Genomic DNA, 18,342 nt, shown 5'->3' with positions numbered 1-18,342 from the left:
CAACTTTTCGGTACATGAACGAAAGTGCTGCTGTGCATGGCTTTTGACTAATTTTAGCTCATAGTCTTACACATTGTCAACGCCGAACGCGAGTCAAAGTCTTTTGAGGTAAGGGTTTTAGGCTTATTCAGCAAGCCCTATTTATTTTAAAAAAATATGCAAGAAGGGATAACTCGTATCGATTTGACACTCCCCTGCCTAAAGGCGAGGGGATTCTTGATTCGCAGAATCGACTTGCCGATGCAGAATTACTTCAACATCGGTAGCGGTCAATTCTCCACAAGCGTTCGGATCTAAAATCCAAGTTCCGGTGTGCCCCACCGTACTCAATCCCCGACTTAGAATATTTTTAGCGGCATTCCAATCACGATCTAATACGCATCCACACCGACAAGCATGGGTTCGCGTTGATAGAGTTTTCTTAACAATTGTTCCGCAGTTAGAGCATTCTTGACTGGTTCCATTGGCTGGCACGGCAATCGTAATTCTTCCGAATACTTTGCCGAAATATTCCAACCACACTCGGAACATATACCAAGATGCGTCGTTAATCGATTTCGCTAGACAGTGATTCTTCACCATATTTTTAATCCTCAAATCTTCGTAGGCTACACAGTCGCTAGACTGGATCACGCATCTTGCCAATTTCACGGCAAAATCTTTACGTTGCCTACTTATTTTGAGGTGGCGCTTTCCTAAAATCACTCTAGCCTTTTTTCTATTTTGCGAACCCTTGACTCGTTTGGCAACTCGTCTTTGGGCTTTTTTTAACCTGCGCTCGGACTTGCGGAGAAATCGCGGATTTTCGACTGCAACACCATTGGAATCTGTGTAGAACTCTTTTAGTCCCACGTCTAATCCAATGGCGTTGCCAGTAATTTCAATCTTCTCAGAGCGGTCAACTTGAATGCAGAACTGGACGTAATATCCGTCTGCTCGCTAACCCGAGCGCACTCGCTTGATTTGACTGCGTTGGTAGAAATGCAAGTCGCGCGTTCCTTTTAATTTGAGTTTCCCGATTCCTTTCTTATCGGTAAAAGTAATAGATTTCCGGTCATCTGCCAAACGCCAGCCAGTAGTCTTGTATTCGACCGAGCGGTTGTCTTTCTGGAATTGCGGAAATCCTTTTTTTCCTGGGACTTTCTTTTTACAGTTGTCATAGAATCGGGAGATCGCCGACCACGCTCTTTCTGAGCTAGATTGGCGAGCCATGCTGTTTAAGTCATCGCAAAACGGGAATTCTTTAGCTAGAACAGCGCTGTACTTGTTTAAGCCGTATTTATCGACTTTTGTGTTTTCCATCCAAAAGCGCAATGCTTTGTTGCGGATGAACTGCACCGTTCTAATTGCTTCGTCTACAGCGTCAAATTGCTGTTTTTTACCGAATGCTTTGAACTCAAAAACTAGCATGACTTCGACCTCATCACGATATCTTTATGCTAGCGGGGCTGGCTTAATATTGCCGAATTATTCACAAAAATATACAAACACAAGTACGGGCGTATCCCTAAATTCAGAGAAAGCCGTCCTAAAAGGACGGGGTTTTAAACCCAGTTTTGTGATAATTCGGGAAGAGCGAGGAGTGTCAGCCTACAAAAACATTGCTGTTGCAGACTTTCAGATTGGGAATGATAGTGGCGAATTGATAGCCGTCAGCGGTCGCTCGACTCGTCCCGGCACTGTTGGTTTACCAGACAAGCTATTATTTAAGACTTTTGAAGTCCCACCCGGACATTCACGGGCCTATGACAGCGAATACAAAATTCTTGAGGAAGTGGCATTGAGATATTTTCAAACACCAGAGGTTCAAGGTAACATAAATCTATGGACGGAAAGAGAACCCTGCGATTCCTGTTGTTACGCGATCGAGCAATTTCGCAGGCGGTTTCCCAACATCAGACTGACGGTAAACCATACAATTTAAACTCAGCAAAACCTACGCACAGCCAGATTTTTAAAGTGGGGATATCTCAAGGGTGGCGTTGCTGAATTGGGTTCGGAAATCTGTAAGGGCAATCCTCCCAAGAATTGCTTCCACCGCCGACACACTCCGGGGCAATCCCCCCACGATCACCCCGGAGGCATTACTTAAAGGATGGAGTAGCTATGTACTTAGATCGAGTCAAAAACCAACTGATAGAACTAAAACTCATAAGGCAAGATGAACTTGTAGGCTGTACCCGCGATGAGGTAATGGCTATCGAGCAACAGTTGGGGATTTCTCTGCCCCGCGCCTATCAAGAATTTCTGTTATCTATGGGGCGTAGTGCTGGTCAATTCTTGCGGGGGTCGGACTGTTTTTTGAATCATATACCTCAACTTCAGGAGTGGGCTGTCGAGTTATTACAGGAAAATAATTTTCCTGAATCCCTACCAGAGGATGCCTTTATTTTCTTGATGCACCAGGGCTATCAATTTAGCTTTTTTAGAGTATCCGAAGGCGCAGATCCCCCGACTTACTCATACTGCGAAGGGACTAACCAAATTTCTTTCATTAAAAGCCATGAAAGCTTTAGTGAATTTTTGGTGACAGAGGTCGAAATTCACGCGAAGTATTTGATGGCTGTTGCTAGCAAGTAATGACATCTCATACAAAAGAAGCTCACTTTACCGGAGACAGAGCCTCCTGGCATTCATTCCCAGGCTCTGCCTGCGAATGAGAGGAAGAGGAAATGATTTAATTCGATGCTTTCGCCGCAGGTTGGTCTAAATAATTGTAAACAATCCGCGAAATTCGGCGCACAAAATCTCTCACAATCGGGTCATTGTAAGGACGTTTTACAAAAATTGCTGCTAAATAACGCTTACCGTTGGGCATATCAATAATTCCAGCATCGCCAACTACAAAGCCGATATCTCCGGTTTTGTCAGCAATCACAGCTCCCGCCCCTAAACCCGAAGGAAGCAGCGTTCTAGTTGTTGTACGCCGCAGTAATTCTAATGCTTGTTCCCGACTCGATTCAGAAACTAATTTATCGCGAGACAGCATCGCCAGCAACTTTACCATATCCACAGAACTTGTTGTATTTGTTCCTTGAAAATCGCCTAGCCAATTGCGAATTCTCGTATCAGTTAATCCCCAAGTGCGAAAACGCTCGTTGAGTTTAGCAATTCCCCCCAAACGTTCAATAATCATGTTGGTGGCTGTATTGTCGCTGATGGTAATCATTTTATCTACGGTTTCTCTGATGCTAAACCGAGTGCCATCTGGTTCGTCTTGCATAGTTCCAGAACCGCTGGCTACTAAGTCGGACTTCATAACTAATGTTTCGTCTAGGCTAACTTTGCCTGCGTCTACATCTTGATAAAAAGCAATCAGAATCGGTAATTTGATGGTACTCGCAGCCGGAAATACTCGATCGCCCTTGATATCCAAATAGTTTCCTGTATCTAAATCCAGAAAAAACATTCCGGCGCTGAGGGATCTATACTGTTCGATCGCACTTTCGATTTGAGGCTTAATTGCGCTCATTTCGTAACCTGTTCGCATCTCCAAATCAGCGGCATAATTTCTCGGAGTTGCTGAAGAAACAGTTGGCGTAACTTGACCTGGTTTTTCTTCTATCCGGGTAATAGCTGTTGGTTGAAAAAACTCGTTGCCCGCTATTGGCTCGGGATTCGGCAACTGAAACGACCAGCGAGTGGAAGATTCTCTAATGACTCGGACTTTTTGCGGGTCTAACTTATAACCGGGAGTTAATTGTATCACTAACCTGGTAGTTTCGGTGTCAAACTGTCCGACTCTAATTTGTTGAATAGCTGAGTTGTAACTTTGAGGAGTTTCGGCATATTCCAAGACTATGCCCGGTAAATCAATTACTAAGCGGGTGGGATTGGCGATTAGTTTGACGGAGGGCTGAACTCCTGAATCTGTTGTTAAATTGAGTTGGTTTTCGCTGGCATCGAAGTGCCAAGATGTTAGTGTATCAGCTTTTGCAGGCAGGGCGATCGACAAAACACTAATTAAAGCAGGCAACAGCCATCGCAGTTTTGGAGTCATGTTTGAAGAGAAAGAGTTTAACGGCGGCAACGAGAAAGCGGCGGGAACAGTGTTCTCAACCGCTTTCGAGGCGAACCACATAGCATCATACAGTCAACTTTGGCTCGCAGCCGTAATTTTTATTATTTTTTTTGAGAATATTTGGTTTTCGGGGCTTCTATCAAATCCGGTGCTATTACCCCTTTTTCTTCCAGTCTCGCGCAGGCGGACGAAAGTGTGTGTAGCCGTGAATTCTCTGCGCCGAATTCTTGTTGGATCTGCGCTAATTATATTCGCCTTAGATGAATTAAAGTTGTGCGAGATCCCGATTTCTAGCATCTTCGAGCGAGTCGATCGCGGCTTTGAGAAACACTTTTCCTTTAGCAACCAATCGGCGATCGCTCAAAGGATCGTAAGCTTCCCAATTACCGCTTACTTCGCGATCGCGCCACAAAAACCAGCAGCGGTAGATTTCCCCGCTATCTATATCATCGCACAAAGCGAGCCAATCATCCCCCGTGAGCTCGCTGGCATCTAATGCTACCAATTCAACCCACGCAAGTGCAGTACAAGCATCGATCGCCTCAACATCAACCAAGTCAGATTTGGTCGCGGTAGCTGTAGGTGAGGAAAGTGTAGATTTCATAAGTTCTTCCTAATTAAATGAATGAATTTGACTATTTATGGAACGGGCTAGGTAATCCTACTGACCCAACTCCCTCTTGATTAATTTCTGCGCCATCAAATTTTGCAGTAGCTGATGCTTCTGTTAAATTATTAAGTGTATTAATTGTGGAAATGGCGGCGGTTCCTAAAGCTGCCATTGCCAGTCTGTGTAAGATTTTGCTCATTTTGCTGCTCCTTTTTTGCTTGGTGTATCTACTCTAAAAAGTTAAGCGGTCATTAGCGGGGGAGATTGGGGAGTTAAGAAAAATTTGTGATCCTAATATATCTTCAACAGTTGAAGCCGTTATCCGGAAAGAGTTTCAGGAGTCGATCGCCCAAAAAACCTCTGACCGTAAAATTTCTTAAATTCCGGCTGGCTGACTATCTCCCTTAAAATCGCCTAAAATAGGAACTTAAGGCGTTAAAGTTCCTAGATTCCTTTCCCTTTCAGTGCAAGCGAAGTGCTTAAGTCAAAACGCGATCGCGGTCGCATTCTCACTGCCTCTGGCTTAAAGAAACTTAACGAGGCGCTCCAAGAATGGTCTGACCGACATAACATTAGAGGTACTCTGACTGAAATCGAGGCTGAGTCTGGCGTCGGTGCCGATACAGTCAGCAAAATTAAGCAGGGTAGAGAAGGTGCGGATTTGAGTAAAATTCGCCAGTTGTTCGCGGCTTTTGAGATGACTCTGGCGAATGGCGACCACCGATCGGCTAAACTTGAGGAATCGGAAAATTTTGACGAGCCCGAAAATTTGTCGGCTGCGGGGGAAACAGCCAGCAGCAGCAGAATTGTTAAAATATTTGTCAGTTATCGCAGCGCAGAACCCGATCGCGAGTTGGGAAAACAGTTAGAAACTGCCTTAAGCGCGATCGGTCATACAGTTTTCACAGCCGAAAATAATATTAGATTGGGAGATAATTGGTTCGATCGAATTAATTTCTTCCTCCAAGAATGCGATTATTTGCTGCTACTGTTGCCGCCAACTGGAAACCAAAGCGAACTACTAACATATCAAGTTCAGCAAGCAAAAGAACTACAAGACTCCCGCCCTGACAGAAAACCAATAATTCTCCCCATCCGCGTCGGCTTTCCCCTGAACGCGCCTCTAAATCACGACTTGCGGGGCTATCTGTACCGCATCAAACAGAGGGAATGGAAAACCACCGCCGACACTCCAATTATTATCGAAGAAGTTCTGAATTTGCTAGCAGAAAAACCCGCATTATTCCCAGAACAAACGGAAGATTCAACACAAAAACAGCTATTAGAAATTAGCAGCGACGAAATACCTCTACCCGCCGCCGAACCGGAATTACCGGGAGGACAAGTCGATGTCGCTTCTCAATTTTATGTAGAACGCCCGCCCATCGAAGAACGCTGCTATCAAACTATTGTGCAGCCCAGCGCATTAATTAGAATCAAAGCACCGAGACAAATGGGCAAAACTTCCTTGATGGCAAGAATTTTGCATCACGGAGCCCGTCAAGGCTATTGCACAGTGCCGCTAACTTTTCAGTTAGTAGATAAAGCCGTATTCGCGGACTTAGATAAATTTTTAAAGTGGTTTTGCGCTTACGTCGGCCGCGAGTTGCACTTACCCAATCAATTAGACGATTATTGGGACGAGATTTTTGGCAGCAAAGTCAACTGCAAAGATTACTTTGAAAAATACATTTTGCCGCAAATCGACAGTCCTTTAATTTTAGGATTAGACGAGATCGATCGCGTTTTCCAATATCCCGACATTGCCGAAGACTTTTTAGGACTGCTGCGGGCGTGGCACGAAGAATCGAAGCGGCGCGACATCTGGAAAAAACTGCGATTAATTGTAGTTCACTCCACCGAAGTTTACATCCCAATGAACATCAATCAATCGCCTTTCAACGTCGGACTGCCCGTAGATTTGCCAGAATTAAACTATCAGCAAATACAAGATTTAGCAGCGCGGCATAATTTGAATTGGTCGGAGGCAGAAGTTGAAAAATTGATGGCAATTGTCGGCGGACATCCGTATTTAGTGCGAGTTGCATTATATCACATTTCGCGATCGGATTTGACACTCGATGAATTAAAAGAAACTGCGATCGCAGATGCGGGAATTTACAGCGACCATTTGCGCCGGCAATTGTGGAATTTAGAAGAATATCCAGAGTTGGCGCAGGGGATGAGAGAGATTGTGGCGGCGGACTCTCCGGTGCCATTAAAGGCAATGCAGGCGTTTAAATTAGACAGTTTGGGGTTGGTGAAGTTGCAGGGGAACGAGTGCGTTCCGAGGTGCGAACTGTACCGGCAATATTTTAAAACTAATTGGGGAGTTAATTAATTGTAGATTTTAGCTCGTTAATGACGTAGAATCAGCAGTAGGGGGAAAGAACAGCACAAATATCGCAAAAGAGCGATCCTCCGGCTTTCCCCTGTGCAGTATCAACGTAAAATAGGATCTATGACTGAAGAAAACGTCACTCTGAGAAAGTCTCTTGACTTAGATAAATTAATTCCACTTCTGCCACAAGCAGAAGATATTAACTACTGGCGCGGGCTCAACCCCAATTCTACTATTTCCGCTCGACCATTTGAAGGCTTTTCACAAGTGTCGGGAATCCAAAAAGCAGAAATTGACGAGTACAGGCTGCAACTGCGAGAAGACGGCTATTTCCAAACACCTAGCGTAATACCTGCTGCGACTATTCAGGAGATGCGCGACTGTATAGAAAATGTCCGAAAAGCAGGGTTTCCGACAATGTTTGCCCTCGTCTACGATGTCTTCTATCAAGCATTTGGTTACTTTAACTCTACCTTGACAGGAATTTTGGGAAACGGCTACAAGCTAGTTCCAAATTTTTGGGTTTATTACATAGAAACTTCTGACAGCGGCAAAGGATTTGAGCCTCACCGCGACGCCGAGTACGAAAATACTATAGACTCCAACGGTATGCCGACAGTGCTTACTATCTGGGTGACAATTACTGAGGCTAATCCCCTCAATTCATGTATGTACATGATTCCGGCAAACCGCGATCCAGAGTATGCGGAAGCTATCAAAAATCTCAAGACAAAAGCTACTAAATTTGCCTTGGAAGATATCCGGGCTTTACCGACACAAGCTGGTACTCTATCGTGCTGGGATCAATACGTTTTTCACTGGGGAAGCCGCAGCAGCAGTCGGGCTAAATCGCCTCGAATTAGCTATGCCGTATATTGTCAGCGAGGGGATATTCCACCAGTTGATGATGTGATTGTCGATATCCCATCAGTCCTTGATTTCCCAACGCGGTTATCTCTGATTTGCAGAGGTTTGTATCGCTATTCTTACGCAAGTTTACAGCCATCCCCACAGGCGGAAGCACTGTTAGATTTCTTGAGGAAGCATACGGCACATCTTAAACAAACTTAATATAATTATCCCAAAAAGCTAGTCATCTCAATTCCGGTTGCATTGGAATGATTTAACCGCAGAGTACGCAGAGTACGCAGAGTCTCCAGAAGAGAGAGATGGGGATAACTAACGAGGATTTGGTATAATTTCTGTAATTAATAATCAGGTGAATGATACCCATGAACGATATTTTTTTGATAACTTCCGATAATTGGCTAGACTGGATAACCGTGTTTGGTTATCTAGGTTTTACTGCTTTCATTGCATGGCGCGTGTTTACCGCAAAGTAGATAGATTATGAAATAACCTTCTTTCTCTTCTTCTTCTTTCTTACTTCGCGTCCTTCGCGCCTTCGCGGTTCGTTAAATAAACAGTAAAATAAGACAATAATCAACTAGCCCATACAGTTATGTCGCCCGTCGAAAGTGTCGCAGCAATTCCGAACGATCTGATTTGGCGCTTGAGCATCGAGCAGTATCATGCGATAATTCAAGCTGGCATTCTCACCGATGATGACTCTGTAGAATTGCTGGAAGGTTGGCTGGTTTTCAAAATGCCCAAAAATCCACCGCATCGAGCAACAACTCGTCTTGTCAGAACAGCTTTAGAGAACATTTTACCTGCGGGGTGGTATGTTGATTCCCAAGAACCGATAACGCTATCTAACAGCGAACCCGAACCTGATATAGTGGTTGTACGAGGGGATACGCGACAGTATCTCGATCGCCATCCGGGTGCTGGAGATATTGCCCTTATTATTGAAGTATCAGATACGACGCTTCAGCGCGATCGAACTGTAAAAAAACGGATTTATGCCGGCGCTGGAATTTCCATTTATTGGATTGTGAATCTTGTGGAAGAACAGGTTGAGGTGTACTCTCAACCTCTTGTGGAAGTTGAGCAGCCAGATTACAGTCAAAGGTTGGATTTCGGGCGATCGGCTGTTATACCGATTATTATTGAAGGAATAGAAATTGGGGCGATCGCTGTAGATGCTCTTTTGCCTTGATTTTGATTTAAAGCTATTGGTTATGGGTTAATTGCTCTCTCAACTTTCGCAAAATTGGAATTTGTTCCAACTGTTCCGGTCGTATACTATCCCAGTTTAACCCAATTGGACGCGGATAACTTGTATTAGTCTCAATTACCTCCTCAGCAGTAACAATCCAATTCAGCGCCCAATCGTGAGCTTGCATTGGTAAACGCAAATCTTCGACTATTTGCAAAGGATGCACTGTTGTGACAATTGGCGTATCGATTTGTACTAACCCAAATTCCTGCAACATCGCTAATTCCAAATCCGCAAATCCTGCACCTTTCCCGGTTCTTCCACCGTGGCGCCCTGCCGCTACGCAGCCGACTATTACTAAATCAATTGGCTGCATTTCTGCAAAACTTACCAATTTTCCGCAAGCGATTGCTTGGCGGGCGATCGCACTTTCGGCAATTGATATATTTTGCCTCTGCAAATCCTCAGCAGTTAACTCAACAAAACAGCGATAGTCTGTCAAGCGCGGTACTGCCATATACAGGCGTTTTCCCTCTTGCAAAGCACGCCATCGCACCGGAATTTGTGGCGAATCTGGATTGCACTTAATCGTTTTTGCTTGTTGCCAAATTGGTAAATTTGCCAATCTTTCGGCCGCCACCTGTGCACCGACAAAGTTGGGAATATGACCCAACGGATCGCCAATAGATGTGGCTTGCTGCTTCAGCAAAGACCAAATTTCATCTCTTAACTGGTCTTTGTCGTGGTGATATCCAGTCCAATCAGTTTTCATGCTGTAAGTAGAAGGAAGTTCGGCAACGGATGTAACGGATGTAACGGATGTAACGGATGTAACGGATGTCAGGAATAAGGAAGTTCGGCAACGGATTATGTAACGGATGTAACGGATATAACGGATGTCAGGAAGAAGGAAGTTCGGCAACGGATTATGTAACGGATGTAACGGATATAACGGATGTAACGGATGTCAGGGAGAAGGAAGAAGGGAAAATGCTCATCTAGCAACTTTTTTAGCCATTTGTATCTGAGATTTAATTAAGTATATTCATTTATTGTGGTACAATTAATCATACAAAATTATAATAACCCATCAATTATTGAGTCTCTTAGAGAGAGACTTCGTTTGACTCTTGAGCGGTTTAAACCGCCGAAGGTTCTTTTTGATTTTATGAATTTTACCACAAAGCCCAGTTACTATCAAGTCGGCGGCAGTCTCACCAATAACGCTCCGAATTATGTGAAGCGGCAAGCAGACGACGATTTATATAACAGATTAAAGGCGGGGGAATTTTGCTATGTTTTGAATTCCCGGCAAATGGGCAAATCTAGCTTGCAGGTGCGGACAATTCAGCGGCTGACAAATGAAGGAATTGCTTGTGCTGCGATCGACATTTCGGAAATTGGCCACCGCGGCGTCACTCCTGAACAGTGGTATGCTGGTTTGCTACGCATTCTCGAAAATAACTTTAACCTGTCGGATATTGTCAACGTGCGGACTTGGTGGCGCGATCGCAATTTTTTAACCCCGGTTCAAAGATTGAGCGAATTCATCGAAACCGTACTGTTACCCAACATTTCCAGCAATATTGTCATTTTTATTGACGAAATCGACAGCATTCTCGCCCTAGATTTTCCCGCGGACGATTTTTTAGCGCTAATTAGATCGTGCTACAACAAGCGCGCCAACAATTCAGAGTTCGATCGCCTAACTTGGGCCCTCTTAGGTGTAGCATCGCCGACGGATTTGTGCCGCGAGCAAAATGCCAGCAGCAATACCCCTTTTAATATTGGCAAGGCGATCGAATTAACTGGTTTTGACGAAACAGAAGCTCAACCGCTAGCAGCGGGGTTGGCAGAGCTGACAGATAGCTCTCAGGAAGTTTTGAGAGAAGTATTGTATTGGACTGGCGGGCAACCCTTCCTCACTCAAAAGCTGTGCAAACTCCTGCTGGAAAACCCACAATTAATGCCGAATTTACCCCCCCCAGCCCCCCCTTGCCAAGGGGGGGAAAATCCAGCGGCGCCTTGCCAAGGGGAGGAAAAAGATAAAATTAACACTTCTAAAGAGTGGGTTGAGAAGGTAGTGCGCTTGAAAATCGTGGAGAATTGGGAAACTCAAGATGTGCCTGAACATTTGTCCACAATTCGCGATCGGCTTTTCAAAGAAAACCAGCGCATTGTCAGGAGACTCGGATTGTATCAGCAAATTTTAGAGAAAGCTGAAATTGTCCCCGATGGCAGTGCCGAACAAATGGAACTGCGATTGAGCGGATTAATCGTTAAGCACGGGGAAAAATTAACAATTTCTAATCCTATTTATGAAGCTGTATTTAACAAAGAGTTAATTGAAGAAAAATTAGAAAAACTCTCGCCTTACTCGGAAGCTATCAAACTCTGGCTAAATTCTAGCTGTGAAGATAATTCCCAACTTTTGCGAGGGGATGATTTGCAGTCAGCATTAGTGTGGGCGGCAGGAAAAAGTTTGAGAAACGAAGATTTTCAGTTTTTGACTGCCAGCCAGAAAGTTATTTTGAGCAACCAAAATCAACTGCTGCATTTAGCTACACTAGAAACCCAAAAAGCTGTGTCTGATGCCGAAAAAGCTTTGAGGGAAGCTAACTCTGCCAAACAAAAAGCCAAACAGTGGATCGGCATCGGTTCTGCGGTACTGGCAGCATCGTTAGTGGGGGCGATCGGCTTTTCAACTCTCGCTTACCAGCGGTTTAGACTAGCACAAGCAAGTATTGAAATCGAACAAAATGGCAGCGATGCTTTACTGTTTGCGGTATCTCAAAAGACCGAAAACCGCGAAGCTTTATCAGAAGCTTTACTGAGGGCGATCGCCTCGGGAAAAAAATTAAAAAGCTTGGTTGAGAACAAGCATAAGCTAGAAGACTATCCGGCAACTAGACCGCTGTTAGCCTTACAAATAATTCTTGATAAAATTAGCAAAAAACAGCAGGTAAACACCTCATCTATTCCGCCAAACCCGATAAATTGGCAAGCTCATAAAGGTGCAGTTACCAGCGTCAGCTTTAGCCCAAACAGGCAAATCTTAGCAACCGCAGGAATAGATGATAAAGTTCGGATTTGGAACTTTTCAGGGCAAATAATTGCTGAATGGAAAGCTTTGCAGCAGTCAGTTAATATGGTAAACTTTAGCCCAAACGGTAATTTTTTAGCGACCGCAGGAAGGGACAGCACAGTTAAATTATGGAATTTATCAGGAAAAAATTTTTCTCAATTGAAAGGAATTCAAGGCTCTGTTACCAGCATCAGTTTTAGTCCCGAAGGAAAGCTGTTAGCTGCGGCAGGAATAGACAGCAATGCAGCAATTTGGAATTTGTCAAAACTGCCAAAATTAATATCGTCTAGCGTGCAAATACCTGGTCACAAGGGCTTAGTGAGAAGCGTTAATTTTAGCCCAAAGGGAGATTTTTTAACGACTTTAGATGGGCAATCTACAGTGCGAATTTGGAATTTGTCGGGAAAGCTGAAAAAAATACTGCCCCTTCAGGCAATTGGGATCAGTTTTAGTCCGGCTCCATACCAGTATCGCTTTGCTACAGTAACATTGAATGGCAAAGTCGGGCTGTGGAATCTGTCAGAAAAAGCATTAGTTAAGGAATTTCAAACCTTGCATTTTGATGCGAAATCGATTAGTTTTAGTCCCGACGGAGAACGGCTTGCTACAGTGGGGATTGACAAGACTGTGCGGCTGTGGAATTTAGCGGGGCGGCAGGTTGCTCAATTTGAGTTTGAGGAGAATGTTGTTAGTGTCAGTTGGAGTCGAGACGGAAAGCAAATTGCTGTAGCTGGAAGCAACGGCACTGTCTGGCTGAGGCAGGTTGAAGGGTTAGAAGAATTGCTCAAGCAAAGCTGCAATTTTTTCATCAGTCAACCGAAGTATTTTACAAGAGTTTCAACTCTCTGCAAATAGGGACTTAGCCTGGGTCGTGTGCTGTCAATAATCTGCAAGTAGGACTTAGGCTCAGTCCATTGGTGTCAACTTAAGACTGAAACCCGTGAGAAATCTTGCTTTTAACCCAGTCTAGATCCCCCTAAATCCCCCTTAAGAAGGGGGACTTTGAGAAGATTCCTGTTCCCCCCTTATTAAGGGGGGCTAGGGGGGATCGAGCCTTAATCGTCAGACAGCAGATCCGTAGTACGTTTAACGTTAAGTTGACACTAATGGGTTCAGTCCTGTCCCTACTGATGACTATCAATTTACCTTAACAGGCGAAACACTTACATTAGGATTTTTGACTTTTCTTAAGAGTTCTTGTCGGGCTTGTTCGGGATTTTGCCCTTTGGGTACTTGATATAATAATCTACAGGAACCGTCTTGAGAATTAGCTGCACAAATAATTAGTTGACCGCTGCCAGATGCACCTGATGTGATAATATTCTCCCAGTTGCCTTGCGGTTGCGAGTTGTTGAGAATTCCCGAGACTCGGGTGCACCGAGTAATCGCGTCTTCTCCGGATTCATTGAAATAGTTATCAGCTAGCCACAGAATAACGGGAATATTTTTGCCTTGTTGGACAGCAATTGTAGCTGGGTAGCCGCCAGCAGCGCCGCAGAAGAATGAAGGCGTTTGGGCAAAGGCGGGACTGTTTCCTAAAATCGGAGCAACAAGGGCAATAATTGACGCGCTAAAAGCTGACTTTAAGAGCCGAAATTCCATGAGCAGTAATAAGCTTTTTCATTTAAGGTTACTAATACTCTAAAAAGTTAGACTGCTTTTTGCCGGGAAGATTAGGCATTTAGGGAAAAAAATAAAATTTATTCTGCAAATTTTTGCGATCGCACACTGGCCTCATCTAGGCCAAAACTCAGGGAAAAATGCTCGCTGACAAACACCGACTGCAGAAAATAGGTGCAGCCACAGGGGGCTCCGGCGCGAAGGTAGAGGGTAAAGGTGCGGTTTTTCAGCGTTTTTTGCGCGATCCTTGCTCTTGGCAATCCCGCCCCACCTAAAGGGAAACCTGTGTTACCATCGTGAAAAATATTCTCTTTAATAATCAACGATGGGCAATGTTCTGGTGCTGAACGCCTCCTACGAACCCCTTAACATCACCAATTGGCGAAGGGCGGTAGTTTTGTTGCTGAAAGGAAAAGCAGAACAGGTAGAACACAACGGGAAATTTATTGCGCCAAATTTCCCGCTACCAACTGTGATCCGACTACGGCATTACGTCCGAGTTCCCTATAAGGATATTCCGCTTACGCGCCGGAACATCTTGCACCGGGACGCGCACTCTTGTCAATACTGCAGTTATACCGGGGACGATTTGACGCTGGATCACGTGATTCCCCGATCGCGCGGAGGAGGCGACACTTGGGAAAACCTCGTCACCGCCTGCGTGCGCTGCAATGTCAATAAAGGCAGCCGCACGCCAAAAGAAGCGGGAATGCCGCTGCGCTATCCCCCGAGGAAACCTCACAGCGGTCTTTATTTTGAAGTGACTAAACACGTTAAGAGCGGTATGCACAAAGAATGGCAAAAATATGTAATTGGCCTCTAAAACCCCTGTCAGCGCAAGCGCGGGGGTTTTTTGCGGAGGTTGTGATTTCTGAGATTGCTTCGTTCCGGGCAACGCACACTCTCGGCACGAGTTAAAAAGTTAAAGATAGAATTTACGCTCTTAAATCCGGTTTCTCGTAAGAAGTATTGGCTTTGACAACGAGGCCTCTACAAAGAATCGGGGTTTAAGAGCGAATGTCGCGCAAATCCTCAAGAGTTAAATTGTTAATTTTTAACCACGATGAAAGACCATTCCCTTACCAATTCCGATGGAGTATCTGGCAACCGCAAAGTTGAGTTTGATTCCAGCAGCGAGGTTGTAGCCGAAGTGAGTGCGCCTGGGAAACGGCGCAGCAAAGCCGAAGTTGCTTCCGAAGACAATCGCGCCCGTCTCCGCGAGGAATTGCACGATCGCAAAGTCGAGCAGTTGCGCCAGATGTTCGATCGGCACAAAGGCACTCGCCAGATAATCTTGCTGCAAGATTTTCCAGACCCCGACGCACTTTCAAGCGCTTGGACTTACAAATTAATCGCCGAACAGTATGATATCCAATGCGAGATTATCTACGCCGGCGCCCTCAGCCACCAAGAAAATATTGCCTTAGTTAAATTGACAGGATTGCCGTTGCAGCGATGGACGCTGGAAACAGTAAAAACTAAGGATTTGTCGGTGTTTCAGGGCTGCGCTTTCATCGACAACCAAGGGACGACTTGTAGCTTAACCGAGTTTATTTTAGCGGCGGGAGTTCCGATCGCCTCCGTCATCGATCATCACAATTTGCAGGGGGAAATGAACGCAGAATTTATCGATTTGCGCCCTCAAATCCGCGCTACAGCCACGATTTTTGCCGAGTATTTACAGGCTGGACTGCTAGATCTCGACAGCAGCGTCAGCCTGCACGTCAAGTGCGCTACAGCTTTGATGCACGGTTTGCGATCGGATACGATCGCCCTCAGACAAGCTCAGGAGGAGGACTTTTTAGCGGCGGCTTATTTGAGTCGGTTTTACGATCCGCAGTTGCTGAATGCAGTGTTACAGTCGTCTCGTTCTAAGTGGGTGATGGACGCGATCGAGCGATCGCTCAAACACCGCACCGTCCAGAACAATTTTTCGATTGCCGGCATCGGCTACCTCCGCTATGACGATCGGGATTCTATTCCCCAAGCGGCGGACTTTTTAGTAACAGAGGAGAACGTACACACAGCCGTTGTTTACGCAATTGTTCACGACAAAGATGAGGAGATTGAAGTAGTAATTGGCTCGCTGCGAACTAATAAACTTACTCTCGACCCCGACGAATTTATTAAAGAAGCCTTCGGCCAAGATGCTCAAGGACGCTTTTTTGGCGGTGGCCGAAGTCAAGCAGGAGGTTTTGAAATTCCCGTGGGATTTCTTTCCGCCGGGAATGAGAACAGCGATTATGCAAGGCTGAAATGGGAAGTATTCGATGCTCAGATCAAGCAAAAGTTGCTGAATTTAATTAGTCCTAAAGACAATCCTGTTTACGATCATTAACTGTGTAGTTTGTATATGCGGTCTTTATTCCAGCAAGAGGCTGGGTTCTGCCTCCGGTTGCTACGAGGTTTAACCGCGTTTTTTTTCTCGTTTCGGGCAAAATCTCAACTTTACAATCAGTCATCGACGCACTCTAATATCAATTCCGGTAACACCGGAATTATGGGGAGTGGGGAATGGGGAGTGGGGAGTGGGGAGTGGGGAATATCGAATTATTGACTTTGACTTTATCATTCCCATCCAACCGGAAACGATATTACTACTAATTGTGTACGAAAAATTAGGAGATGCTTGGCTATATTTTACTGACATATCAGATTTAGCCACTTGGCGGTAAATAGATAATAACAAATCCGTTGGTATCGGAATTATTCATCTCTCTCTTCTCTTCCTCAGCGCCCTCTGCGGTCTCTGCGGTTTAATCATTCCGAAACAACCGTAAACGATATAACAATAATAACTCTTATCCCTATTTCCCAAAAATACACATCCAAGAAACCGTTTTTTTTTACTTTTGTCAAGGAATGCAACGCGTCTTTTGGTAAAAAGACCAGGTTTTGGGGGAAACTTAGTTTTATCTAGTTTACTAAAGTCCACACCATAATTATTAAACTTTAATAAAAATAGAGGCTGATTTTTTTTATTTTGCCTAGGATTTAGTTAAATAAATCACAATTTTTCTAGTTTATACTGGAGAAATTAAATAAATTATTAGAAAAAAACGCCGTACAATCAGCAAAATATAGTGGGAAAAACATAATTTTTTGGCTGAGTCACATAAAAAAAATGTAGCAGTTTAAAAAAGTCTTTATCCCAAATAAAGTGTGGGTTTAGTTTCTCAACACAACAACCAGTTGCTACGAATTAATACAAATTATTATATTTATTTATCGCGGGCTAGAATAGTAGAAAATTGCTTGACAAAAAAAGGAACATGGAGATGTCTACAAAACAGACTTTCTCTTGGTCGTTAGAGAAAATCATAGAAAAAGTTTCAGAAATAGCACTTCAACTCAACGAGTTCGGGGAGCTGGAGACAATTTTGCAATGTGCGGTAGAAGAAACCAGGGTGCTGCTGCAAGCCGATCGCGTGATTATTTATCGCTTCCTACCGCATAGAGATGGCGTAGTATTTGCTGAATCGGTTGATGCCCAGTGGCCGCAAATCCTAGGAAAACAGATTTATGATCCTTGCTTTGAAGCCACCTGGATAGAGCGTTACAGCCAGGGACAAACGAGCAGCATTTCTGATATTCACAGCGGTCATCTTCAAGCTTGTGATGTCGAATTGCTCGATCGCATCCAGGTTCAGGCATATGTAGTTGTGCCAATTTTGCTAGATGGCAAACAGCAGCAATCTCCGAAGCTTTGGGGACTTTTGATTGCTCATCAATGCCAAAGTCCGCGTCAGTGGGAATCTCTCGACGTTCAGATCCTGCAACACCTTGCAGTGCAGCTTGGGTTGAGGATGCGCCACTTGGAATCTCACCGCCCGGTGCTGCCTTTCAATCAACCGCCGGAACTCGAAACAGAACCGAATCAAACTGCGATTAAGAAAGAAAGCGCGCCAAGAGTCAATCATCAAAATTGTCTGCAACCAGAGTTAGCCTGTTCCCTGAGCGGGGGTATTGTCCACCTCAAAGCCTTTGACTTGTTGCAAAACCCGATCTGGATATTTGATATTGAGCATGGGCAAATGTGGTGGGCAAACCAAGCCTCCTTTTACCTGTGGAATGCTTCGACGCAGCAGCAGCTCATAAGTCGCAACTTTAGCGATATGTCAGAGTCTACTCGGATTCTCTGGCAGAGCTATCTACAGCAGTTTGAGCAAGGCAAAACCTTCTGTGAGCAGTGGACGTTTTACCCGGGCGGTGAGCCTGTTTCTGTCCGCTGTCGGTGCTCTGGCATCAGGATTGACAGCGGGCGTTTGGCAATGCTGGTCGAGGGTACGGTCGAAACCGCCGATCGCATCGAACCGGAAACCCTGCGATCGATCGAAGCACTCCGACACACCACACTGATGGTTTCGCTGTACACCCTCGAAGGTGTGCCACTGCTGCAAAACCCGGCGGCCTTGCGCTGTTATGGGGATATCCAGCCGCCTCACTCTGCGACAGACAATGCTTTTGTGAGCCGCTTTGTTGACTCTCAGGTAGGAAAGCGAGCAATGGCAGTTCTTAAGTCCGGTGAGGTCTTTAGCACGGACGCTCAAGTGATTACTCTGGCGGGAATTCGCTGGCACGGGATAGACGTGCGGTGTACCAA

17 protein-coding genes and 1 pseudogene are annotated in these 18,342 nt (G+C 44.9%); 11 read left to right on the top strand and 7 right to left on the bottom strand.

The window, feature by feature from the left end; genetic code table 11:
- Positions 1-198: 198 nt before the first annotated feature.
- Positions 199-1,410, bottom strand: a pseudogene (locus tag ACUVJL_RS14175) (RNA-guided endonuclease InsQ/TnpB family protein).
- Between ACUVJL_RS14175 and ACUVJL_RS14170 the strand changes: the two are divergent.
- A complete protein-coding gene (locus ACUVJL_RS14170; RefSeq protein ID WP_445246431.1) occupies positions 1,409-1,924 on the top strand; it encodes a deaminase domain-containing protein in 516 nt (171 codons plus the stop codon). The pseudogene ACUVJL_RS14175 and the gene ACUVJL_RS14170 sit on opposite strands and share 2 nt — an antisense overlap.
- Positions 1,925-2,106: 182 nt before the next feature.
- Entirely contained in the window at positions 2,107-2,580 is a 474-nt protein-coding gene (locus ACUVJL_RS14165; protein WP_445246430.1) for an SMI1/KNR4 family protein, read from the top strand.
- Positions 2,581-2,677: 97 nt separating this feature from the next.
- Here ACUVJL_RS14165 and ACUVJL_RS14160 read toward each other — a convergent pair whose 3' ends face one another.
- The 3 genes from ACUVJL_RS14160 to ACUVJL_RS14150 all read right to left on the bottom strand — a co-directional run bounded on the left by ACUVJL_RS14160 (position 2,678) and on the right by ACUVJL_RS14150 (position 4,830).
- On the bottom strand, positions 2,678-4,081 hold the full coding sequence (locus ACUVJL_RS14160) for a serine hydrolase (protein ID WP_445246429.1): 1,404 nt from the start codon (positions 4,079-4,081) through the stop codon (positions 2,678-2,680).
- Positions 4,082-4,286: 205 nt separating this feature from the next.
- Positions 4,287-4,625 (bottom strand): hypothetical protein, encoded by a 339-nt coding sequence (locus ACUVJL_RS14155; RefSeq protein WP_445246428.1) that lies wholly within the window; start codon positions 4,623-4,625, stop codon positions 4,287-4,289.
- Between the two features lie 31 nt (positions 4,626-4,656).
- Complete coding sequence (locus ACUVJL_RS14150; RefSeq protein ID WP_445246427.1) at positions 4,657-4,830, bottom strand: hypothetical protein; 174 nt, start codon at positions 4,828-4,830, stop codon at positions 4,657-4,659.
- Between the two features lie 276 nt (positions 4,831-5,106).
- Here ACUVJL_RS14150 and ACUVJL_RS14145 point away from each other — a divergent pair, with 276 nt between their 5' ends.
- From ACUVJL_RS14145 to ACUVJL_RS14135, 3 genes are all read left to right on the top strand, one after another.
- Positions 5,107-6,972: an AAA-like domain-containing protein gene (locus tag ACUVJL_RS14145; RefSeq protein WP_445246426.1), complete on the top strand. Its 1,866-nt coding sequence runs from the start codon at positions 5,107-5,109 to the stop codon at positions 6,970-6,972.
- A 120-nt stretch (positions 6,973-7,092) separates the two neighbouring features.
- Positions 7,093-8,043 (top strand): phytanoyl-CoA dioxygenase family protein, encoded by a 951-nt coding sequence (locus ACUVJL_RS14140; protein ID WP_445246425.1) that lies wholly within the window; start codon positions 7,093-7,095, stop codon positions 8,041-8,043.
- Positions 8,044-8,434: 391 nt separating this feature from the next.
- Positions 8,435-9,034: a Uma2 family endonuclease gene (locus tag ACUVJL_RS14135; RefSeq protein WP_445246424.1), complete on the top strand. Its 600-nt coding sequence runs from the start codon at positions 8,435-8,437 to the stop codon at positions 9,032-9,034.
- A 13-nt stretch (positions 9,035-9,047) separates the two neighbouring features.
- Here ACUVJL_RS14135 and ACUVJL_RS14130 read toward each other — a convergent pair whose 3' ends face one another.
- Positions 9,048-9,806 (bottom strand): 5-formyltetrahydrofolate cyclo-ligase, encoded by a 759-nt coding sequence (locus ACUVJL_RS14130; protein ID WP_445246423.1) that lies wholly within the window; start codon positions 9,804-9,806, stop codon positions 9,048-9,050.
- A 65-nt stretch (positions 9,807-9,871) separates the two neighbouring features.
- On the opposite strand from ACUVJL_RS14130, the gene ACUVJL_RS14125 reads away from it, so the two are divergent.
- Together ACUVJL_RS14125 and ACUVJL_RS14120 are read left to right on the top strand one after the other, a co-directional pair.
- Complete coding sequence (locus ACUVJL_RS14125) at positions 9,872-10,036, top strand: hypothetical protein (protein ID WP_445246422.1); 165 nt, start codon at positions 9,872-9,874, stop codon at positions 10,034-10,036.
- A gap of 166 nt (positions 10,037-10,202) precedes the next feature.
- Positions 10,203-12,974 carry an AAA-like domain-containing protein gene (locus ACUVJL_RS14120; protein ID WP_445246421.1) on the top strand — a complete coding sequence of 924 codons (2,772 nt, stop codon included), beginning with the start codon at positions 10,203-10,205 and terminating at the stop codon, positions 12,972-12,974.
- A 282-nt stretch (positions 12,975-13,256) separates the two neighbouring features.
- Here the strand turns inward: ACUVJL_RS14120 and ACUVJL_RS14115 are convergent, their stop codons facing one another.
- Positions 13,257-13,721, bottom strand: coding sequence for a COP23 domain-containing protein (locus ACUVJL_RS14115; protein WP_445246420.1), 465 nt, complete (start codon positions 13,719-13,721; stop codon positions 13,257-13,259).
- A gap of 98 nt (positions 13,722-13,819) precedes the next feature.
- Complete coding sequence (locus tag ACUVJL_RS14110) at positions 13,820-14,062, bottom strand: hypothetical protein (protein ID WP_445246419.1); 243 nt, start codon at positions 14,060-14,062, stop codon at positions 13,820-13,822.
- 2 nt (positions 14,063-14,064) lie between these two features.
- Between ACUVJL_RS14110 and ACUVJL_RS14105 the strand changes: the two genes are divergently transcribed.
- The 4 genes from ACUVJL_RS14105 to ACUVJL_RS14090 form a co-directional block, all read left to right on the top strand.
- On the top strand, positions 14,065-14,562 hold the full coding sequence (locus tag ACUVJL_RS14105) for an HNH endonuclease (RefSeq protein ID WP_333132866.1): 498 nt from the start codon (positions 14,065-14,067) through the stop codon (positions 14,560-14,562).
- A 240-nt stretch (positions 14,563-14,802) separates the two neighbouring features.
- Positions 14,803-16,077, top strand: a complete 1,275-nt coding sequence (locus tag ACUVJL_RS14100) for a DHH family phosphoesterase (protein ID WP_445246418.1) — start codon at positions 14,803-14,805, stop codon at positions 16,075-16,077.
- Positions 16,078-16,246: 169 nt separating this feature from the next.
- Entirely contained in the window at positions 16,247-16,414 is a 168-nt protein-coding gene (locus ACUVJL_RS14095) for a hypothetical protein (protein WP_445246417.1), read from the top strand.
- A gap of 603 nt (positions 16,415-17,017) precedes the next feature.
- On the top strand, positions 17,018-18,342 hold a 1,325-nt coding region (locus ACUVJL_RS14090), incomplete at its 3' end, for a GAF domain-containing protein (RefSeq protein WP_445246416.1).

The sequence above is a fragment of the Microcoleus sp. OTE_8_concoct_300 genome, from assembly GCF_031383065.1.
Lineage (GTDB): Bacteria > Cyanobacteriota > Cyanobacteriia > Cyanobacteriales > Microcoleaceae > Microcoleus.
This window is presented reverse-complemented; position numbering and strand designations above follow the sequence as displayed.

Bases quoted from the DNA above. Each gene is read 5' to 3' on its own strand.
- ACUVJL_RS14170 (WP_445246431.1), top strand. From the start codon at position 1,409: ATGACTTCGACCTCATCACGATATCTTTATGCTAGCGGGGCTGGCTTA.
- ACUVJL_RS14165 (WP_445246430.1), top strand. From the start codon at position 2,107: ATGTACTTAGATCGAGTCAAAAACCAACTGATAGAACTAAAACTCATA.
- ACUVJL_RS14160 (WP_445246429.1), bottom strand. From the start codon at position 4,081: ATGTGGTTCGCCTCGAAAGCGGTTGAGAACACTGTTCCCGCCGCTTTC.
- ACUVJL_RS14155 (WP_445246428.1), bottom strand. From the start codon at position 4,625: ATGAAATCTACACTTTCCTCACCTACAGCTACCGCGACCAAATCTGAC.
- ACUVJL_RS14150 (WP_445246427.1), bottom strand. From the start codon at position 4,830: ATGAGCAAAATCTTACACAGACTGGCAATGGCAGCTTTAGGAACCGCC.
- ACUVJL_RS14140 (WP_445246425.1), top strand. From the start codon at position 7,093: ATGACTGAAGAAAACGTCACTCTGAGAAAGTCTCTTGACTTAGATAAA.
- ACUVJL_RS14135 (WP_445246424.1), top strand. From the start codon at position 8,435: ATGTCGCCCGTCGAAAGTGTCGCAGCAATTCCGAACGATCTGATTTGG.
- ACUVJL_RS14130 (WP_445246423.1), bottom strand. From the start codon at position 9,806: ATGAAAACTGATTGGACTGGATATCACCACGACAAAGACCAGTTAAGA.
- ACUVJL_RS14125 (WP_445246422.1), top strand. From the start codon at position 9,872: ATGTCAGGAATAAGGAAGTTCGGCAACGGATTATGTAACGGATGTAAC.
- ACUVJL_RS14120 (WP_445246421.1), top strand. From the start codon at position 10,203: ATGAATTTTACCACAAAGCCCAGTTACTATCAAGTCGGCGGCAGTCTC.
- ACUVJL_RS14115 (WP_445246420.1), bottom strand. From the start codon at position 13,721: ATGGAATTTCGGCTCTTAAAGTCAGCTTTTAGCGCGTCAATTATTGCC.
- ACUVJL_RS14105 (WP_333132866.1), top strand. From the start codon at position 14,065: ATGGGCAATGTTCTGGTGCTGAACGCCTCCTACGAACCCCTTAACATC.
- ACUVJL_RS14100 (WP_445246418.1), top strand. From the start codon at position 14,803: ATGAAAGACCATTCCCTTACCAATTCCGATGGAGTATCTGGCAACCGC.